The sequence below is a fragment of the Desulfosporosinus lacus DSM 15449 genome (assembly GCF_900129935.1).
Lineage (GTDB): Bacteria > Bacillota > Desulfitobacteriia > Desulfitobacteriales > Desulfitobacteriaceae > Desulfosporosinus > Desulfosporosinus lacus.
Genome location: NZ_FQXJ01000022.1, coordinates 44,324 through 64,667 on the forward strand (window position 1 = coordinate 44,324; position 20,344 = coordinate 64,667).

Below are 20,344 nucleotides of genomic sequence, written 5' to 3' on the forward strand. Positions count from 1 at the left end.
ATCGTTCCATATGGGGATGGGGAGAAGTAAAGCATGGCCCAGAATGACAACGTTGTCGTTTCTGGGCCATGCTTATTTTCTTTCATTCATGAACGTATTCAGCTCAAAACGAAACTGACACCGCTCGAAAAAGATGCCAAATTGCGTAAATCAATGAAATTCTACGATAGGCTTTTTTAATACTGTCCGTTGGACAGGGTTCAGTTCACAGGATGGCAGCTATTTCTTATAACCTCTAATTCGGGCTAACCCTTCGGTTAGACAATCTGCTGGGTTGGCGTGCTTGCAACACGTCAGTCCTTTTCTTATATTATATCCAGAGATTGTAAAATATGCAACCGAACCACATATGGTAAGGCTCCAAAGAGGGAAGGATTACTTACTTCAGTACCAGTCAGCATTGCATGGAAGATGAAGGAGCCCTAAATAGTTACTGCTTTTCCCCAAGGGGTGCAGGGTAATTCTAAGCCTTGTCGAATTTGTTTCTTGAGTAGTGTTACTCTAAGAATTCCAGGTTAAAGGAAAATTATTATGATGAAAAAAAGAAGCCTAATTCTGCAGTTATTCATTATGCTGTTTCTTATTCTCCAATGCCTCATTGCCTTTTTGGCTTTTTCAACCTATAAATATGCGGAATCAGTGATTCTTAAAGAGGTGATTCAGCTGAACACGAATATGCTTCAGCAGATTGCCATCAGGATCAATCAGGAATTAAAGGATGTTGAAGTTCTAGCCAGCCGCATTGCCTATGATACAAGTATTATTGAATCCCTGAAAAAAAGCTCAGGCGGAGAGAGTGCCAACAAGGAACAGCTTCTGAAAATTGAAGGAATTATGTCCGGTTACATCTGGTCTTATCGAAGTACGGCCATGCTCATCGACGCCCATTTGATCGATAAGCGCGGCAATACCTATTCCACCTCCTATTCCATGTCCTCCAATCAGGAAGCTGACTTAGCAGCCTTTGACAAAGCTCTGGAAAATGGACAGGGTAGTGGAATTTTCCCCATCAAGTCTTACTTTACTGCCACAGGGGGATATAATTATTATTTCCAGGTAGCCAGAAAAGTTGAAGACTATATTTCCAAACAAGACTATGGGGTGCTCTTGTTAAACGTCAATGAAAAACTACTGGGTGATAATTATATTCGCTTGACCAATGAAGAAAAAGATTTCTTTATCGTTGACCAGGATGGGCTGATCATTTCTCACAAAGATAAAAGCAAAATCAATGAAAAACTGAATAGCTTTGTGGAAGCTAACAGCAAAAACAAGCTGAATAACTATTATTTGCAAGAGGATAAGCTCTTTATTTCTCAACCGATCAGCGGTTGCGGCTGGTACCTTGTGGAGTCGGTTTCTTTAGCAAGTGCCTTGCTCCCTCTCGAAAAAATTGAGTTGTTTTTAATTACTTTTGGGATTTTATGCACTTTACTAACGGGTGTGGTACTATGCGTTGTTGCAAGAAAGATTGCTGAACCCTTAAGTTTACTCAGAAACAAAATGACTGAATTCAACGATGGTAATCTTTCCATTCAAATTCAGGATAGTACTTATAAGGAGTTTTCGGAAATCTCCATTTCCTTTAATGAACTGATTCAGCGGGTGAATTTTTTGCTTAAAGAAAATGTCAACAATGAACGCCAAAAACGTTTGCTGGAGCTTGATTTTTTGCGAGCTCAAATCAACCCCCATTTTATCTATAACACCTTAAGCTCCATTCGCTTTTATGTGGAAATGGGGAAAAACAAAGAAGCGGAGGAAATGCTTTATCATTTTTCTAAGCTGTTGCGCAGGGTACTGTCCCGCGGGGATGAATTCGTCCTGTTAAGGGATGAGGTTAAGCACCTGGAGGACTATGTAGTTCTACAAAAGATGAGATATGCCAACGCCTTTCTCGTAGAATTTTTACTGGCTGAAAACACCTTAAATGCTCAGATCCCCTCCTTTATCCTGCAGCCAATTATTGAAAATGCTATTTTTTACGGCTTGCAGGTCAATCGATTGATTGTGATTAAGGTGGAAGCTGAATTAGCAGATGATGATTTATATATTACGATTTCCGACAATGGAATCGGCATGAGCCAGGAGAAAATTACCGAGATCTTTAATAAAGAGGTTCAAATGAGCAGAGTAGGAATTTTAAATGTGCATGAACGAATTAGAATTCTTTACGGAGGTGCCTATGGTTTGACCATTGAACAGAATGATCCGGAAGGAACTAAAGTGATACTTAAATTACACTATGCTTAGGAGGAATTATGTTAAGAATTGTCATTGCAGATGATGAACTGCCCATTCGGGAGTGGCTGAACTATTGTCTGAAAGATAGAAATACCAAGTTAAAGATTGTTGGAATCGCCTCTGATGGTTTGCAGGCCCAAGAGCTGGCTGTGAAAGAGAAGCCTGATGTGGTGATCATGGATATCAGGATGCCGAAAATGGATGGAATTACGGCGATGAAAAATATTAAGAAAGTACTGCCTCAGACGGAATTTGTTATCTTGACAAATTACGCTGATTTTTCCTACGCTAAACAAGCAATTACCTGCGGTGCTAAGGAATACATCTTAAAGTCTGAATTACGAAGCTCGGAATTAATTGAAATACTGGCTAAGATTGAAGAGGATCGTTATACCCAATATGACAGACCAAAAATTGCGGATCAGTTAGAACGTGCGGCCCAAAAAACCTTGATAGAGTATTCCGGTGAGCATATTGATACCAACAACCAATTTATTGAAAAGGCCTTAATGTATATTCATGAACATTTCGACAAAGCCATTTCCCTGGCGGATGTTGCCGGCCAGGTGTATAGGTCTCCTGAGTATTTTAGCCGCTTGTTTAAAGAGGTAACCGGCGAAAACTTTAGTATTTACCTGATTAATTATCGACTGACCCAAGCGCGAAAACTATTAATCAATACAGATTTTAAAATTACAGATATAGCCTATAGGGTAGGGTACCAGAACCCAAGTTATTTCTCCAGACTTTACAAGAAGTATATGGGAATTACTCCGGAGGATGAGCGGAGAAAAAACAGCCTTAAAGCAAAATAGTGCTAAATGTTAAGAAAGTGACAAGGGCTGGTGTACTGCAGCAAGATAGTGCTAGAAACTCGACATGACCGTTACTATCAGAGCGGCTTATTTTTGTTACAATTAGGCTAAGATTTGAAGGGCTGATCCTAATCCTTTGGCAGGCAACTAGATTATATTGGGGGGTAAGAGAAATGATTAAGAAAAGATCCAAATTGACAGCAGCTGTCTTGGCCGTCTTAATGTTGTTTTTGCTGACAGCATGTGGCACCACCACAGTAGATTCAGGTAAAAAAGGTGCAAGCGATTACAAAATGGTTCTGATATTACCCGGTCCTATTAACGATCAAAGCTGGAATGCCACAAACTACGCCGGGCTGGTTAAGTCCAATGCAACTCTGGGCACAAAAATGGAATACGTGGAAAACGTACAGGCGGCTGATTATGAGTCTACCTTTAGAAATTATGCCGAGCGCGGGTATAACCTGATTATGGCAGCAGGTACTCAATTTGATGAAGCAGCCAATAAGGTTGCGGAGAGCTACCCGAAAACAACCTTTTGTGTTGTCAATGGTATGGTTAGTAAGGGTTCAAATGTCGCTCCGATTTTCCCCAAAGAATATGAGGCAAGTTATATAGCTGCCTTAATGGCTGGAGAAGTCAGCAAAAACGGTCAGTTTGCCACAATTGGCGGTTTCCCCAATAAGGCTATGGAGCATTTGCTGGATGTCTATGAAAAGGTTGCTGTGGATCTCGCCAAAGAGCGCGGAATTTCAGGTGCCAAAGCAGTTCGTGCCTATGCTAACAGCTGGGATGATGTAGCTTTAGGCAAACAAATGGCCGCTACAATGATTGATAATGGCGCCGATGTGATGTTTGTTTATGCCAATCAGGTTGGCTTAGGCTCTATCCAGGCTACCAAAGAAAAAGGGGTTAAGTTCATCGGTTTCTCGGGAGATCAGACAACCATTGATCCCAATACAGTAGTCAGTTCTGTGGTGTTTGATTTTGAAACCTTTTATGTCTGGGCTATTCAAAAATATCTGGATGGCAGTTTAGATGGCAACAAAGTCCATGAAGCAGGAATTGCGGAGAATATCTTTAAGCCGGTCTATACAGCCAACATCAGTAAAGATGTTCAAGACAAAGTAGCTGCAGGTATGGAGAAAGCCAAAAAAGGTGAAGTTGATTTTAACGCTATGTTTGTCAATAAATAGACCCTTATGCTGCTATGCGGCACCACTGATGAATGAAAATGGGCGCTCTTTCGGGTCAAGCGGGTCGGGCAGTTTCGCCACATCCTGCAAGAAAGCTAATTCGTGCGAAGACAGTGTCTTCGTCACCGCAGCATTCCGAGGCTCGCCCACTCACGGCTACGGGAGCTACGCCAAACCTCCGGGTAGTACCTGATGTTAACCATGGCTTCGCAATCCCCGCAGCCGCTTATGGGCTTAAATGCCTCTCCATGCAATGGGTTCGCTCCTGTGGACGAATCTGCCCTTCTTGCGGGTCTCGGGATACTTCAGCATGTCTTTGGAGTCTTTTTTCAGAGTAGGGTAGAAGTGGTTTTAGTTATAAAGACTTAGGGATAAAATGAATAAAGCAAAAAATAGCGGTTCCGAGAGGTGCCTCTATTTTTTTGAATAGGTGGTGAAATTGTGGGGACAGCTTTTTTTGAACTTAGGGGGATCAGTAAATACTTTGCCAAAGTTATTGCTAATCAAGATGTTTCCTTTTCCATTCAAAGAGGTGAAGTTTTAGCTTTGTTGGGAGAAAACGGAGCGGGTAAAAGTACGATTATGAAGATCCTCTACGGACTATATAAGGCTGACGAAGGGAAGCTATTTAAAGATGGGAAAGAGATAAAAATAGATTCGCCCAAGGAGGCCATGGAGCTGGGGATTTCCATGATCCAACAGCATTTTTCTCTGGTGCCTGCTCACACTGTGACCGAAAATATTATCCTGGGTAATGTCCAGGGAGTAATTGATTATAAATTGTTCCGGGAAGAAATCAAAAAGCTGGCTGAGCTTTATGGCTTTGAGCTTAATCCTAATGACTATATCCGCGACTTGGCCGTGGGTGTTCAACAAAAAGTCGAAATTTTAAAGGCCCTGTATCAAAAAACCAATCTTTTAATCATGGATGAACCAACGGCAGTTCTCACCCCTCAAGAGGCTGAAAACCTCATGGGCTTTGTCAGAGATTTTACCGCCCAAGGTAATTCGGTTATTTTTATCACCCACAAGTTAAAAGAGGTCATGAGTGTTGCGGATCGGATTATTGTCATGAGGGCAGGAAGGGTCTATGGAGATATAAAACGGGCTGAGACCAATGAACTGGAATTATCTAAATTGATGATCGGCCGAGATTTAAATTGGGTAACTAAAGATGACCGGCAGGAATCTCTTGATCAGGAAGTTCGCTTGGAAATTAAACAAGTTACCCTGCAGGAGAAAACCGGGGTTCCGGCCTTGAAGGATATTTCTTTGACCTTGCACAAAGGAGAAATTCTGGGGATTGCAGGGGTTAGCGGCAATGGCCAGCGGGAACTCTGTGAAATAGTGTGTGGTGCTATTTTGCCGACAAAGGGAAGAGTCTTGGTGGATGGGGAGGATATTACTGAACGAAAAATCAGAGCCAGGATTGACTTGGGAATTGGCTATGTTCCTGCGGACAGAAGCAGTGATGGCATGATTATGGATATGTCCATTGCCGAGAATATGCTGCTGAAGAGTAGTTACGATAAAAAATGGCAAAAGCGTGGGTTTATTGACAAGAAAAAGCTTAATCAATACGCCTTACAGGAGATCCGGGACTATTCAATTAAGGCTCCTTCACCGGAGACCATTGCCCGTGGTTTATCAGGGGGCAATCAACAAAAAGTGGTTTTAGCCCGGGAAGTGGATAATGGAGAGAAGGTCATCGTCTTCGATCAACCGACCAGAGGGTTAGATCTGGGTGCGGTTAACCACATTCACCAAGTTATTCTTAAGGAACGTGCCAAAGGAAAAAGTGTTTTACTGGTTTCCACTGAGCTTTCGGAGATTTTTGCCCTTTCTGACAGGATTGCGATCTTGTATAAGGGGGAAATACAAGGGGTATTTAACAGTGCGGAGCTTACCACGGAAAAGATTGGTCTGTTAATGGCAGGATTTCGCGAAGGAGAGGTGAGCAATGATGCAGGCTAAGCTAAGAGATCTCCTGATTACCAATATCCTGGCCATTGTCTTAGGACTCGTTGCCAGTGGGTTGATGCTACTTTTTTTGGGCAAAAATCCTGTTAACGCCTATAGCGTATTAATCACCTCGGTGGTGCGCGACGGCTATACCTTTGCTGACATCTTTGTGAAAGCAACCCCCTTAATGTTCACTGCTTTAGCCTTTGCTTTTACCTACAAAGCTAATTTATACAATATCGGTGCCCAGGGGCAGTTTTACATTGGTGCGGTAATTGCCGCCGCTGGATCCTTGTTGCTTCAGAACATCCTGCCCGGTTGGCTGGTCCTGATTATTACCTTGCTTCTAACCATTGTTGGCGGCGGCCTCTGGGGGGCATTTATCGGTTTTGTCAAGGCCAGGTACAATTCCAATGAATTTTTAGTGAGTATGATGTCCACCTATGTGGCTTTGGCCATTATGAATTATTTGCTGCGAACCTTTCTCATAGAAGGGAAAGCTGAATACCCTCAAACGGATGCGCTGGCTGCCTCTGTCTGGCTGCCTCGTATCATCCCCGGTACCAGGCTGCACATTGGTTTTGTTTTGGCAGTGCTGGCTTGTGTTGGGGTTTGGGTTCTGCTTTACAAGACCCCGCTGGGTTATCGCATCCGGGCCGTCGGGTATAATGCGGGAGCTGCGGAAATGTCAGGCATCAATGCCAAGAAACTTTATATGCTGGCGTTTTTTATCAGTGGAGCCTTAGCCGGAGTGGCCGGATTTACGGAAGTTAACGGGGTGCAGCATATGCTGGTTCAGGGCTTTAATCCGGACCTTGGAGCAGCTGGGATTGGAATTGCAATCTTAGCCAATGGCAACCCCATAGGCATAATTTTTGCCGCTATTTTATTTGGTGCCTTGAAGGTTGGCGGTACTATTATGGGGCAGATGTCAGGGATTCCCTCAAGTATCATTGAATTGATGCAAGGCTTTGTGATGGTGTTTGTCATTCTCTCGTATTTTGTTCGGACCTGGTTGGAAAATAACCGGGAAAAACGCAAATTACAAAAGGCGGTGGCAAAATGATCTATTTGTTAAGTGCAACAATTATGATGGGGACGCCATTGCTTTTTGGAGCTCTAGCAGAAGTCATTGCCGAACGAACAGGGATGATGGTAACGGCGATTGAAGGGATCTTTTTAATGGGAGCCTGGGCCGGTTTTGTGGGAGGGTATTTAAGCGGCAGTTTGATCGTAGGATTTTTAGCGGCCATGCTGGCCGGTTTATTGGTGGCAAGTTTATATGGCTGGATCTGCATCTATTTAAAGCAGCATCAAGTGGTGACCGGGGTGGCCATCAATCTTTTGGTAGTAGGCCTTTGTTCATTTTTGTACCGGGTCATTTTTGGAGTTCCTATAACTCCGCTAACCGTTAATCCTTTAGCAACGATTCCCATTCCCCTGCTTTCAGAAATTCCGCTGCTTGGGCCAATCCTGTTTAATCAAAACATATTGACCTACATTATCTATGTGTTGGCGCCTCTCTCCTATTTCATGCTCTATAAAACTTCTATCGGTTTAACCATCCGGTCCGCCGGGGAAAATCCTGAAGCGGTGGATGTGGCAGGTATCAATGTTCTTAGGGTTCGCTTTCTTACGGTGCTTTTAGCTGGGGTTATGGGCGGAGTAGCCGGTGCTTTTTATTCCATTGGTTTTCTGGGCATGTTTACGACGAATATTATTGGTGGTCGTGGTTGGATTGCTTTTGCCATTTGCTTCTTAGGCAATTGGAATCCCAAAGGAGCAGTTATTGGTACCCTGGCTTTCGGATTTGCCGAAGCAATTGCAATTTATATGCAGTCGACAGGAAACAGTGCCTTATTTCCCAATGAATTATTTATTGCTCTGCCCTATATTATGACGATTGTTTTAACAATTTCCAGAAAATCCTTTAGTGTACCTGCTAAATTGGGAGTTCCTTATGTCAAAGAGAATTAACTCCCCGGTGAGTCTAAACTCCATTCTGAACAGACTGCTCTTTGAGGCTCCACTGATGATGTGTTATAATATGGTAATGCTTAAAATTATTTAGATAATCGAATAGTTGATCTTATGGGGGCGAGTTTTAATGTCAATATTTCCGCATGGTAGTGATAAAAAATATACCTATGCAGATTATCTTACCTGGAATGATGGAGAAAGATGGGAAATAATTGATGGCGTGCCCTATATGCAATCTGCTCCTACATGGCAGCATCAAGCCATATCCAGTGAACTTGTGCTGCAATTTGGTGAATACTTACGGAATAAGCCCTGTAGAATTTTTGCTTCGCCTTTCGATTTAAGGATACCTGAATTAAATGAAGAAGACGAAGAAACAACGTTTGTATGTCAGCCTGATCTTATCGTCATTTGTGATCATGCTGGTTTAAAAGGTACTGGGTATTATGGTACTCCCACCCTAATTATGGAAATATCATCTCCTTCAACGGCAAGGAAAGATAAGCTTTTGAAGTTTAATAAATTTGAAAAGGCCGGGGTTAAAGAGTATTGGATCATTGAACCAGATGGTAAGTTCGTGAGCGTATTTACCTTACAGAAGAATAAGCGCTATGGACGGCCAGATGTTTATTCAGATGAAGAAAAAATAACCGTGAGCGCTTTACCTGACTTGATAATTGATCTTAATCCGGTTTTTGCTGCTTTGTAAATAAACTTTGATATTGCTTATTGAACAGGGAGCGGCAGCAGTTGGCGTAGCGCGTAGGGCCTTGGAAAAGCCCAATACGCCAAGGTCAGAACCCAGGCCATTTTGAAATAAGATAAGTTATGCCTATTCTAAAATAGCCTGCGCAGGCCAATTTGGAATAGGCATTTTATATAGGGTTATATGGGAGTTAATTCTTGTCTGTAAAAGAGTAAGCTACCGTTCACAAGGTGAGGTTATTTCTTATACTTCTAATTTGGGCTAACGTTCGGTGAGCGCACTAGAGAAAAGGTTGGAGATAAAACCTATGTTTTATCAGGAATTGAATTTGGAGAGCCATACGTTTACCCAAAAGAATTTGAGAAAATTGTAAAGGAAAAATTTGATGTAGTAATGGCAGCTATTCACTATATTGGGAAAGACAAAGTTGGTGTCCACTGGGTTAACGGAACCTACGAATATGATAAAGCTTTATTGAAGGACTATACAAATGAAAGAATTTTTCTGGAGTATTATGAAGAATTACTTCAGGTTGTTAAATTGGGTAGTTATGTAGTTATTAGGAAACAATTAGGAAACAATTAGGAAACAATTAGGAAACAAATAAATTGTTGACTTCGAGTCAACTCTAAGATGTACAATCAAACTATCTTAACAGGAGTTTTTAAAATTCTGGGAAAGTGGAGATATACTAACTAAAAGAAAAATGACATGATTTGCAAAGCATGTCTTGCATACTTGGTCAGGATATGACGGCAGATAAATTTTCAAAACGAATACACATAATAAAATGGAAAGAAGTTGAAAAGATGGAATACGTACAATATGGGAAAACAGGGATGAAAGTATCTAGATTTGGACTTGGTTGCATGCGGTTTCCTTCTGATGAAAAAGAAGCTATTGAAATGGTACGTTACGCTATCGATAATGGAGTGAATTACCTTGATACCGCATTTGTTTACAAAGATAGCGAGATCATAACAGGAAAAGCTTTAAAAGATGGCTATAGAAATAAAATTTATTTAGCGACTAAAAGCCCTATTTGGAATATCGAGAACTATAATGACTTCGAAAAGTATCTGGATGAAGAGTTAATACGACTTGGAACAGATCATATTGATGTGTATCTTCTGCATAATATGAATCATGGTCATTGGGAGAAGGTTAAGAAATTTGATGGTCTGACTTTCTTAGATAAAATGATTGAAAAGGGGAAAATAGCTCATAAAGCTTTTTCTATTCACAATACCTTAGAGGCATTTAAAGAAATTGTTGACAGCTATGAATGGGAGATGGCTCAAATTCAGCTTAATATACTGGATGTGAAACAACAAGTGGGTCTCGAAGGCCTAAAATATGCTGCCAATAAAGGCTTAGCTACAGTTATAATGGAACCGCTTAGAGGGGGTTATATCCTAAATACTGTTCCAAAGGAAGCACAGGATTTAATTAATCAATATCCAGAAAAGCGTTCTTTGGTAGAATGGTGTTTTAGGTGGCTTTACAACATGCCAGAAGTATCCGTAATTTTGAGCGGTACAAGCACTCTACAGCAATTAAAGGATAATCTGAAAATTTTTGAAGATGCAGCTCCAAATGTTATGTCAGAAGAGGACTTGAATTTGATTGAAAAGATTCGTGAGGCTTATGAAGCCAAAAACAGCATTGGCTGTACTGGTTGTAGATACTGTATGCCCTGCCCACAAGGTGTAGCAATTCCTGAAATATTTAAGCTATATAACAGCCAACAGCTTATGAAATCACATGTAATAGACGCAATTGTATATCAAAGTAATTTGGTACCTGCAGGTACCGGCGCGGATCAATGTGTGTCTTGTGGAATTTGCACAGAAAATTGCCCTCAGACTTTAGAAATTCCAGAATTATTGAAAACAGTTCATACTGAATTAATGAACACTAATCATTCACATTAATTCCCGTTGCAGTCGAAATTATAAAAATGTATCAATCGTATTATCGTATAGGAGATCAGATAGGATAGGCCTTCTCAATGGGAATGAAGTTTGAAATTTAAGGAGGGTTTTTTATGGCTCATTTACTAGATACATTGCACGCGGGCTCGTTGACCCTGCATAATCGTCTGATTATGCCTCCCATGGCCACTGCCAAGTCCGAAGCGGACGGTGGTGTAAGCAAGGCGGTCCTCGACTATTATCAAGAAAAATCGAAGGGCGGCTATTTCTCGCTCATCATAGTTGAACACAGCTTCATAAGCTCCGAAGGTAAAGCTAGCAAGAATCAACTCTGTGTCGCTAATGATCATCTGGTGGAAGGATTACGAAGTTTAGCCCAGGTTATTCACAGCAATGGTTCAAAGGCTGTGATGCAAATTAATCACGCTGGAAGCGCCACCACTCAGGAAGTCATTGGAGAGATTCCGGTTGCTCCCTCCCCAGTTCCCCATCCTTGGAATGGAAATACCCCTAAAGAGCTTACCAAACAGGAAATTACCGGTATCGTCCAAGCTTTTCAGGATGCTGCTCGTCGTGTAAAGGAAGCAGGTTTTGACGGAGTGGAGATCCATTCTGCCCACGGCTACCTACTTAACCAATTTTTCTCCCCCTTGAGCAACAAGCGAACCGATGAGTATGGTGGAACTATTCATAATCGCCTTCGCCTCCATCTGGAGGTTATCGCAGCAGTCAAAGCTGTTGTGGGCAATGATTTCCCACTACTCTTACGGTTAGGGTCTTGCGATTATAAGGAAGGCGGAATCACGATTGAAGATAGCCAGATAGCGGCCAAAGAATTCGAGAAAGCAGGCATCACCATTCTCGATATTTCCGGTAGCTTTTTAGGTTATAAATCTCCGGGAATTTCTGAGCAAGGCTATTTCTCCCCTCTGACTGAAGCGATTAAAAAGGTAGTATCCATCCCAGTCATTCTAACTGGCGGCATTACTGAACCCCAAGCGGCTGAGAAATTGCTGTTAGATGAAAAAGCTGACCTCATCGGCGTCGGTCGCGCGGTACTTCAGGATTCGCAATGGGCGAAGCAGGCAATTGAAACATTGCGATGAGAATGCCCTAGGTCAAGAACTGCTGTACTGCCAATAGGGTGGTCACTTAAAAGTGTATACTTTCAACATTTGAAGGAATTTCGTAAAACATGTCGAAAGAATTTATAAACTAACGAAGATATTCATGGGTATACAAGGAACGTAGCTGAAAAGGTTACTTTCGATCGTCAAACTACACAAATATAAAAAGGAATAGTGGGCAATAGAGCTCTTCATTCAACCCTGGTAGACGGGGTTATATGAAGAGCTCTTTTTTAATTATGAAAGATTAAGAGGGGGGAGTTTTTTGAGTAATTGGTTGAAACGTTACATTGTACCTATAGTATTTTCTGGGGTTATGCTTCTCTTAGGGCTCATATTTAGGAAAAGCAATTTTACTTTTCCATTACTTTTAGTTAGTATCGGCGGCTTCATGACTATTTGCTTATTACATATAAGAAAAACCTTCGAGTTATTAGATTACTCTATAGAATATCTGAAGCGGGGATCACTAGGGGATTACATGGTTTTAGAAAAAGGAGTAAAATTGGTTGAGCAGTTAAATGACGAAATAATGGCAATTCTTCAAAGTAATAAATTTGACCGTGAAATGCTTATAAATATGCAAAAAAAATTGTTAATGGAAAATCACGAATTTATGGCTTTAAGTTCTTTTTGGGAACCCAATGCTTTTGACCAGAGAGACAGCAGTTTCCAAAATATAGATTGCTATGATAAAGGTACTTTTACAGCCTATATTTACCGTGATGAGGATGAAGGCATTAAGGTCATTACTCTCGGTGATATCTATAATCAGCCATGGTACAGTGTGCCAAAGAAGACCCGCAAAATCACAATAACTGAGCCTTATGAGGAAAATATTAAAGGCAAGAAGATTTTAATGGCGAGTGTTGTTATGCCGATTATTTTTAAAGGTAAGTTTCTGGGAGTTATTCCTACAGACATTGTCTTGAACGAGATTGAAGAAATACAAACGGATGTCGTATTGTATAAAAATAGGTTCAAAAATACACTAACCGAAACAATCGTCAAGGGTTTGGTCAATAGAAAAGATGAGTTTGGTATTCTCGGACAAGCAATCAAAGCGACAAATGTCAGTCAAAAACAGATCTTGAATCGGTTGTTGCAAACAACGAACCAGGTTACGATAACTTCTAAAGAACTAACAGTCATATCACAAGAGTCAGCCAGAGCTGTTGAAGAAATTTCTAAAACTATCGAACAAATTGCATCTAGTGCAACCACCCAGGCTTTAGAAACAGAAAACGGCGTCAATGAGATTTCGGAGTTAGGTAAGATTATTGAACTAGATCAACAATATTTGAGTGATCTAAATAATTCAGCTGAAACAGTTGAAAGAATGAAAAACGAAGGTATAATCGCTATAACAGACCTAATAGAGCGCACAAGAGAAAGAGAACATTATACCGATCGGATAGAGGAAGGGATTATTAAAACGAATGTAAGTGCAGAGAAAATTTATTCTGCGAGCAAACAGATTCAGAATGTAGCAGATCAAACTAATTTGTTAGCTCTAAACGCAGCTATTGAAGCAGCCCGGGCTGGTGAAGCCGGAAGAGGATTTTCCGTTGTGGCAGAAGAAATTCGGAAGTTAGCAGAACAATCTAGCAATTTGACCAGCGAAATTAATTCCGTAGTAGATGAGTTACAATCGAATTCACAAAGTGCCGTAGAAATCATTGGGAAAAGTTCAGTCATTGCTGAGAAGCAAGAAAGCAGTGTTAAGATTACGAGTGAGCGCTTTGAAGGAATAGCCAAAGCCGAAGAAAAGACCAAAGAAATTATTGAAAACTTAAATGTTTCTGGTCAAAGTATGAAAAAGAAAGAGAATCAACTTATTAACATCTTAAAGAAATTAGATCGTATTGCGGAAGAAAATGCCGCCAGTACAGAGCAAGTTTCGGCAGCTTCTGAAGAGCAAACAGCATCAATGATCGAAATTGCGAATGCAAGCCAAGGTCTTTCTACTTTAGCTTATGAATTACAACAGGCCATTAACAAATTTAAGTAAAGTCTATTTTCTTTCCTACTAAGTAATACGCGTTTTATGAGGCGGCCTGAACCCTGTGAATAGTCAGGGATAAGTTTCATCCTTTTGCCTGGAAGATTATGCTAATAATTGTAACAGGTTGTCGAGGGACGGTTAGGGTGGTAGGATGATCTCAATGGTTGAGGCGATGTATCTCATGATTGCATTTGCAACACTCGTTGTTTTTGATCATATATAAGAAATAACCGCCCCTGCCAAGGATTGCGGGTATTTCTTATGTATTTTTGTGTCGGAACCCCACACGTCCTCGCCTACCAAGATAATTGCTCTTGTCATAGAGTTGTGTTTTTGGTTTGTCGTGCTAATGCACTCCTTTCGAAGAATAGGCTGCCATGATTTGTTGGATGAGGTCCTGCCGGCTTTCTGGGGTTTCGATTTTGAAGTACTCAAGATAATCAGATACTTGCTTAGGGGAACCTCTTCGGCCGACGATGGCATAAGCTAAGTAGAATAATGAGGTACCCCAATTGACCTTCTCGCCCTGTTTGTTTTTGAGTCCATTGCGAGGGAAATTTAAGAGATCATCTCCGATGTCTTGAACGATTTCATCGAGTTCCCCAATGGTTTTAACTCCCAGGTAAGTAAAGACGGTAGTGAGATAGCCAAAAAAACGATCCTTTAATTCCAAATCAGCGTTGACAATATGACTAATCTTCTGGTCGAGTCTGCGGATATGTTTGGATTTTTGAACATAAGATTTAAGCGAGGCCTGATTGATAAGTACCATAGTGGGGGTCTTTTCGATTTGAGCTTCAACTTCGGCCTCGTAATTAGCGAGGTTGGAACGGATTTTGATAAACTCTTCGTCCGCCAACTCCAGTAATCCAGCTAGTCGCGAGAAGCTTCTCCGGATTTCTCGGGGAACGGCGTGTTCATTTTTATAACCTAAGTCATGTTCAATTTCAGCCCAGGTATGTTGAAGGATAGAGCGGACTTGAATTTCCAACTTGCAATCTTTGAAGCGTTGGTACTCGATAAGCTGAAGTCTAAAGGAGGGGAGCTTGACCACATAGTGAAGGGATAGATAGCCAAATTTCTCAGGGTCAATCAATTCCCGCTTGTCCACGGAATTTGACCGATCCACTTCAAATTCCTCCTCCACGAAACCCGCGATAAGATCCACTTGGTCAGCGAAATAGGTGATAATCCGAATCCCGGCTAAATCGGTGATGTCGTCCAGCTTGGTGTATTTATCATCTTCCCGATTGACCTTTCTCTTTAAGCTTTCTCGGCTTTTTACACGGGAAGTGATGGAGTGAACGTTGATGCCTTAAGCTGAAGTATGCCTTTTAACAAGTTTTCGGTGACATTTGTAAAATCGGAATATACTGAATAAACTTGATCAAATTTAGCGATGATGTCGGCTGAATTTTGATTGGTCATTTTAAATTTCCCTTCGGCTTCTTTAGTTTCTTTCTGGTTATTATGTTATCACATTTAGTTTGTTATATAAAAGGCTGAGAATTCTTGTCTGTAAAAGAGCAAGCCGCCGTTCACAATGAAACGGCGGCTTGCCTTGCCTGATTTTCTTTAACCAAAAAGGGATCTCTAAAAAAGAGGAGTATGCGTGGGATTCAGCGTCGCAGCAATAGCCTGCGATATCGCAGCTGAGGAAGTGAAAAAGTTCCTTCTTAATGAATTAATCACATAGTCTACATCCTGAATGGAATTAAAATGGCTGAAACTAAAGCGTATGGTTCCCTGGGGGAAAGTACCAAGTGTCTGATGGGCTGCGGGAGCGCAATGAAGGCCGCAGCGGGTCATAATCCCAAACTCCTTAAACAATTGATAACTGACTTCAGCATTATCGTGATTCAAAAAGTTAAGAGAGGCAATCCCTGTTCGATTTTGTTTTGGGTCGGGGCCAAGGATCTGAATACCCGGCAGGGTTTGCACATTTTCTATAAACCTCTGTACAAGACTCAGCTCTTTTTCTCTTATGGCAGGAACCCCTTCGGCGCTTAAGTATTTAAGTGAGGCATTGAGCCCGTAAATCCCCGGCAAGTTTAAGGTGCCCGCTTCAAAACGATCGGGCAGATAGCTTGGTTGGAGAACACTGTCGGATGCGCTTCCGGTTCCCCCTTCGATCAAGGGTTCAATCAGAGAGGCTAATTTATCATTAAGGTAAAAGCCGCCTATTCCTTGAGGGCCTAAGAGACCTTTATGCCCTGTAAAGGCCAAGGCATCCGCCTTAAGCGTCTGAAAATCTATAGTTAAGAAACCGGCTGTTTGTGCACAATCAACAATGAAAAACAAGTTATGCTCCCGGCATAGTCGGCCGACTTCTTCTAAAGGCAGTATCGTACCACTGACATTGGAAGCATGAGTCATAATAACCGCTTTTGTATTAGACCTAATTTGCAAACCTAAGTCGCCGGTGGGAAGTTCTCCTTTGTTATTACAGAGAACCGTTGATAGTTCAACCCCTTTTTCGGCCAGTGAAGCCAGGGGCCGCATAACTGCGTTATGTTCCATCGAAGAAACAATCACGTGATCTCCCGGTTTTAACAACCCTTTAAGGATGACATTAAGACTTTCCGTAATATTTTTAGTAAAAATTACGTTTTCAGGCTTGGGGAAATTAAACAAGCTGCAGAGAAGTTCCCGTGTTTCATAGACAATATTGGCAGCTTCAAAGGATGCCGCGTAAAGTCCCCGGTTAATATTACAGCCGTTATTGGTCAGAAATCCGGCAACAGCCTCAGCCACCCCGGGAGCCTTAGGGAAAGAGGTGGCTGCATTATCTAAGTATAATCCATTCATGACACCATTCCTTTAGTAAGGGCTTGGTCGTTTAACGAAGCCCTTACTATTATTAATTCACTCTTTAGCACGATAAACTAATTGGTACCGATCCCCTTCAACAGCATAAATCTTCTCGATTTCCCCGGAAATAATCTCGGACAGACTCCCGGTAAAGTCAAATTTTACGCCCATGCCGCAGCTGGAAGTCAACTTGCGGGGTAGAGGGATCAATTCTCCCGGATAGTTAAACCTTTTAATGAACTTGGCGAATTTGATGGCGGAAGAGTTCGTGTAGAAGAGCACAATGTAAGTCATAGTACTACTACTTCTTCTTCGCTGATATTTCAAAGGTATTCGTTTCGCCGTCCAATTCGACAGTATTAATAGTGTAGCCTGTTAAGTTCAAGTATCTTTCCACATTCGATTTCGCTGTTTTACTATCAACCAGGACGGTGACTTCAGTCGAGTTAACTTCGAGGGCCTTTTTGGTCATCAGAACCGGTTGGGGACAGGACATTCCTCTAGTATCAATTTGCGCCAATCTTAACACCTCCTTGGACAGTTGCTTTGGCATCTCGTTCTAAATTGAAATAAGCAATCACAAGTAAGAGAGCAAAACCAATGAGTACTGCGATTTTTCCGTTTGGGGAAGGGCCTTGAGCACTGGCGGCAAGGGAAAAGTTATGAGCAAAGGCCGCTCCGGCAGACATTCCTAAAACTGTAATGACGGAATCAACATTTCCTTCGGCAGCCAGAATAAGTTGTCTTAAGGGGCACCCTCCCAGAAGCACAGAACCCCAACCTGCCAGAGCCATACCTAGAAAATTCCATACCCCATCAGCATGAGCAACGGATTGACCGGCAAAACTGAGCTTATAAAAGCCAAAGTATAAATTTCCTAAGCTGGCAAAAACAATGATCGAGATAAATCCTAAAATTAAATAAGTATCTTTAAAGAGAATTGCATCTCGAATACCACCGACCATGCACAATCTGGTTCTTTGCACTAAGACCCCGACGATCAATCCTGCAGCAAGAGCAATCCACACCGGCGCATGCCCGGCTCCCGGACCTTTGCTGCTAAAGAAGATAAAAGCGGGTGCTGTTAAGAGCAGGATAAAAAGCCCGGCATTAAACAGGGGGAAAAGGTAACCTTCCAGTTGGGACAGTTTGTAAGTTCGCTTAAGACTAAAGCCATTTTTTAAGAAAATAATGCCGACAACAATTCCGGAAGCAAATCCAGCCAGGCCAAATAGAGCATTAAGGTCGCCGCCTCCCAGTCTTAAGACCATGCGGAGAGGACAGCCTAAAAACATTAAAGCACCAATCATAACCACAAAACCAAGTATAAAGCGAATAAAAGGGGATGAGCCTCCTCGAACGTCAAATTCTTTTTTGGCCAAAGATATCAGAAAAGCCCCTAAGATAATCCCGATAATTTCCGGGCGTATGTACTGAACAACTTCCGCGCGATGTAAGCCCAAAGCTCCCGTAGTGTCTCGAATAAAGCAGGCGATGCAGATTCCCATGTTCACAGGGTTACCAAAGCGAACCAGGACAACTGCCAGTATCCCGATAACTGCTCCTGTAAAAATAATGCCTTTTTTACTATCCAATGTTCTTCCTCCCTTTTCTAGAATCAGAGTTTGGAATGTTAAACGTTGAAATCTGTCTTATCCCTCCTTTTACATAACATTATAATGATATATGAACATAATATTATTATAATGTTAAAAAATCAACAATTATTCCAGTATATCTAAATTTTGGGATGATGTTACGAAACATAGAGTGCAAAATTAGTATGATTTGACTACCTGAGTAATGGGGTTTTTCTTCCAAACTAAACACCTCCTTTGAAGAGTTGTTGATTCACAACCTATGGAGGTTGAAAAGACAGCACCCTTAGACACGTTAAACCTGTCTAAGGGTGCTGTCTTTATGTTGCACTTCAAAGCCGAATTTGTTGTTCTAATAACAGGAGATAAAGATTATATGGCGAATTTTACACTAATATAGAGAAATATAGCAGTAATTATGAGCGAAAGGAATGATCATCTTGCAAACAAACCTGAATCTTTCCGCACATAAGACAATTATTATAGCCTTTCTTGGATTTGTTCTCATAACAGGTTTTACTGTACCAATCATGTATAACCAATACGAAACACAGAGACAAATCCGTTCCCAGACAGAACTGCATGCTCAGCAATTACAGGAGCAAGAGCGCCAACAAGCCATAAAGGATCAGCAAATTGAAGATGCGGCGCGTGCGGCCCAACTTGAGGCTGAACGGGAGAGTTATCTTATGGCGAATACAGCCTATGCCGATAAGGATTATTTTCAGGCTATAGAACTCTATAAAAGAATAACCTCAATAAATGAAGCGGATTACCTAACTGCCCAGGACCAGATCAAGAAATCCACTACGGAAATGTACTCTTATTATCTGGATAAAGCAGGGAGCTTAAGCAAACAGGGTAATCAACAGGAAGCCATAAGACTCCTGACGGATATGTCAGCTTATTACCCTGATGATGCACAAATACAAAGCGATCTTCAAAAGTATCGGGAATTGCAGGTAGCAGAGAAAAGTTTGATTTCTTATAAGGGACCGATTGAGCATATTTTTTTCCATCCGCTGCTGGCTTATCCGTCCCTGACTTTCGATGGGGATGCGGATTCCAATGGATTTAATCAGTATTTTGTGACTGTAAGTGAATTTAAAAAGATTCTCGACCAGATTTATGCCAACAATTATATTTTGGTCAACGCAAATGCTTTATATGAAGAAAAAGCAGAGGACGGGAAAACGGTCTTGGTGAGGAAAGAGCTAAAGCTTCCTCCCAACAAGAAACCGCTCATCTTATCTGTTGATGATGTTAATTATCCGGATTACAAATCAACCAATGGGACGATCAGCAAACTGATTCTCGATTCTGAGGGCAATGTGGCGACTTATTCCGTATCTCCAAGCGGAGAAAAAGTCGTCTCCCATGACAATGAGATTATCCCGATTATCGATGCCTTTGTCGCCGAACATCCCGACTTTTCCTTCCAGGGAGCCAAGGGAATTTTGGCCTTGACAGGTTATTACGGGATATTGGGTTACAATACCAATAAATTGGATTCCCCTTCCTATTCGGAAGAACGGCAGACTGCCTTAACCATAATTAAACGGCTTAAAGAAACCGGCTGGACGTTTGCCTCGCATGGATACAGCCATCTGGATGCCCGGGCGGAGTCTTATCAAAGTCTGGAGAAAGACACATTGCGCTGGAAAGAAGAAGTGGAATCCCTAATCGGCCCAACCAATATCTATGTTTATCCATTTGGCAGCTCGGTGTTGCCTGGGAATCCTAAATTCCAGTTCCTGCTTGATCAAGGATTCAATATTCTCTGTTCGGTGGGACCCACTCCCTATCTGAAAGCTACTACCGACTATGTGATGATGGACCGGAGGCATATTGATGGGATTGCACTGTATAATCAGGAAGCAATTCTGAAGAATCTTTTTGATGCCAAGTCTGTCTTAGACCCAGTTCGGCCTCCGTTAATGGCTGGGCCCTAACTTTTTTGTAAGGA

The 20,344-nt window shown here is 41.6% G+C and carries 18 protein-coding genes; 13 read left to right on the forward strand and 5 right to left on the reverse strand.

All coding sequences use genetic code 11. The features are described from left to right. Positions 1–531: 531 nt before the first annotated feature. The 12 genes from BUB11_RS22055 (at position 532) to BUB11_RS22105 (ending at position 13,975) form a co-directional block, all read left to right on the forward strand. Entirely contained in the window at positions 532–2,253 is a 1,722-nt protein-coding gene (locus BUB11_RS22055) for a cache domain-containing sensor histidine kinase (protein WP_242947658.1), read from the forward strand. Positions 2,254–2,261: 8 nt separating this feature from the next. Further along, complete coding sequence (locus BUB11_RS22060; RefSeq protein WP_073032309.1) at positions 2,262–3,059, forward strand: response regulator transcription factor; 798 nt, start codon at positions 2,262–2,264, stop codon at positions 3,057–3,059. A gap of 173 nt (positions 3,060–3,232) precedes the next feature. Then, entirely contained in the window at positions 3,233–4,255 is a 1,023-nt protein-coding gene (locus BUB11_RS22065; protein ID WP_073032310.1) for a BMP family protein, read from the forward strand. A gap of 32 nt (positions 4,256–4,287) precedes the next feature. After that, positions 4,288–4,593 (forward strand): hypothetical protein, encoded by a 306-nt coding sequence (locus BUB11_RS27225; protein WP_143187691.1) that lies wholly within the window; start codon positions 4,288–4,290, stop codon positions 4,591–4,593. A 103-nt stretch (positions 4,594–4,696) separates the two neighbouring features. After that, a complete protein-coding gene (locus tag BUB11_RS22070; RefSeq protein WP_073032312.1) occupies positions 4,697–6,229 on the forward strand; it encodes an ABC transporter ATP-binding protein in 1,533 nt (510 codons plus the stop codon). Beyond that, positions 6,216–7,283: an ABC transporter permease gene (locus BUB11_RS22075; protein WP_345788594.1), complete on the forward strand. Its 1,068-nt coding sequence runs from the start codon at positions 6,216–6,218 to the stop codon at positions 7,281–7,283. Before BUB11_RS22070 ends, BUB11_RS22075 begins: the two co-directional genes overlap by 14 nt. Continuing rightward, positions 7,280–8,194: an ABC transporter permease gene (locus BUB11_RS22080; RefSeq protein ID WP_073032314.1), complete on the forward strand. Its 915-nt coding sequence runs from the start codon at positions 7,280–7,282 to the stop codon at positions 8,192–8,194. The genes BUB11_RS22075 and BUB11_RS22080 overlap by 4 nt, the downstream gene beginning before the upstream one ends. A gap of 130 nt (positions 8,195–8,324) precedes the next feature. Then, a complete protein-coding gene (locus BUB11_RS22085; protein WP_073032316.1) occupies positions 8,325–8,906 on the forward strand; it encodes a Uma2 family endonuclease in 582 nt (193 codons plus the stop codon). 390 nt (positions 8,907–9,296) lie between these two features. Then, on the forward strand, positions 9,297–9,488 hold the full coding sequence (locus BUB11_RS22090) for a hypothetical protein (protein WP_073032318.1): 192 nt from the start codon (positions 9,297–9,299) through the stop codon (positions 9,486–9,488). Between the two features lie 224 nt (positions 9,489–9,712). Beyond that, a complete protein-coding gene (locus BUB11_RS22095) occupies positions 9,713–10,837 on the forward strand; it encodes an aldo/keto reductase (protein ID WP_073032320.1) in 1,125 nt (374 codons plus the stop codon). A gap of 113 nt (positions 10,838–10,950) precedes the next feature. After that, the gene (locus BUB11_RS22100; RefSeq protein ID WP_073032322.1) at positions 10,951–11,943 is read left to right on the forward strand and encodes an oxidoreductase; all 993 of its coding nucleotides are present in this window, start codon (positions 10,951–10,953) and stop codon (positions 11,941–11,943) included. Between the two features lie 286 nt (positions 11,944–12,229). Further along, positions 12,230–13,975, forward strand: a complete 1,746-nt coding sequence (locus tag BUB11_RS22105) for a methyl-accepting chemotaxis protein (protein ID WP_073032324.1) — start codon at positions 12,230–12,232, stop codon at positions 13,973–13,975. A gap of 340 nt (positions 13,976–14,315) precedes the next feature. Here the strand turns inward: BUB11_RS22105 and BUB11_RS22110 are convergent, their stop codons facing one another. From BUB11_RS22110 to yedE, 5 genes are all read right to left on the reverse strand, one after another. After that, positions 14,316–15,281 (reverse strand): GTP pyrophosphokinase, encoded by a 966-nt coding sequence (locus tag BUB11_RS22110; protein ID WP_345788596.1) that lies wholly within the window; start codon positions 15,279–15,281, stop codon positions 14,316–14,318. 281 nt (positions 15,282–15,562) lie between these two features. Beyond that, positions 15,563–16,777: an aminotransferase class V-fold PLP-dependent enzyme gene (locus tag BUB11_RS22115; protein WP_242947660.1), complete on the reverse strand. Its 1,215-nt coding sequence runs from the start codon at positions 16,775–16,777 to the stop codon at positions 15,563–15,565. 57 nt (positions 16,778–16,834) lie between these two features. After that, on the reverse strand, positions 16,835–17,074 hold the full coding sequence (locus tag BUB11_RS22120; protein WP_073032326.1) for a putative Se/S carrier protein: 240 nt from the start codon (positions 17,072–17,074) through the stop codon (positions 16,835–16,837). Between the two features lie 7 nt (positions 17,075–17,081). Beyond that, positions 17,082–17,309: a sulfurtransferase TusA family protein gene (locus BUB11_RS22125; protein ID WP_345788595.1), complete on the reverse strand. Its 228-nt coding sequence runs from the start codon at positions 17,307–17,309 to the stop codon at positions 17,082–17,084. After that, positions 17,287–18,375: a YedE family putative selenium transporter gene (yedE, locus tag BUB11_RS22130; RefSeq protein ID WP_073032329.1), complete on the reverse strand. Its 1,089-nt coding sequence runs from the start codon at positions 18,373–18,375 to the stop codon at positions 17,287–17,289. Before yedE ends, BUB11_RS22125 begins: the two co-directional genes overlap by 23 nt. A 434-nt stretch (positions 18,376–18,809) precedes the next feature. On the opposite strand from yedE, the gene BUB11_RS22135 reads away from it, so the two are divergent. Beyond that, a complete protein-coding gene (locus BUB11_RS22135; RefSeq protein ID WP_073032331.1) occupies positions 18,810–20,330 on the forward strand; it encodes a polysaccharide deacetylase family protein in 1,521 nt (506 codons plus the stop codon). The last annotated feature ends 14 nt before the right edge of the window (positions 20,331–20,344 follow it).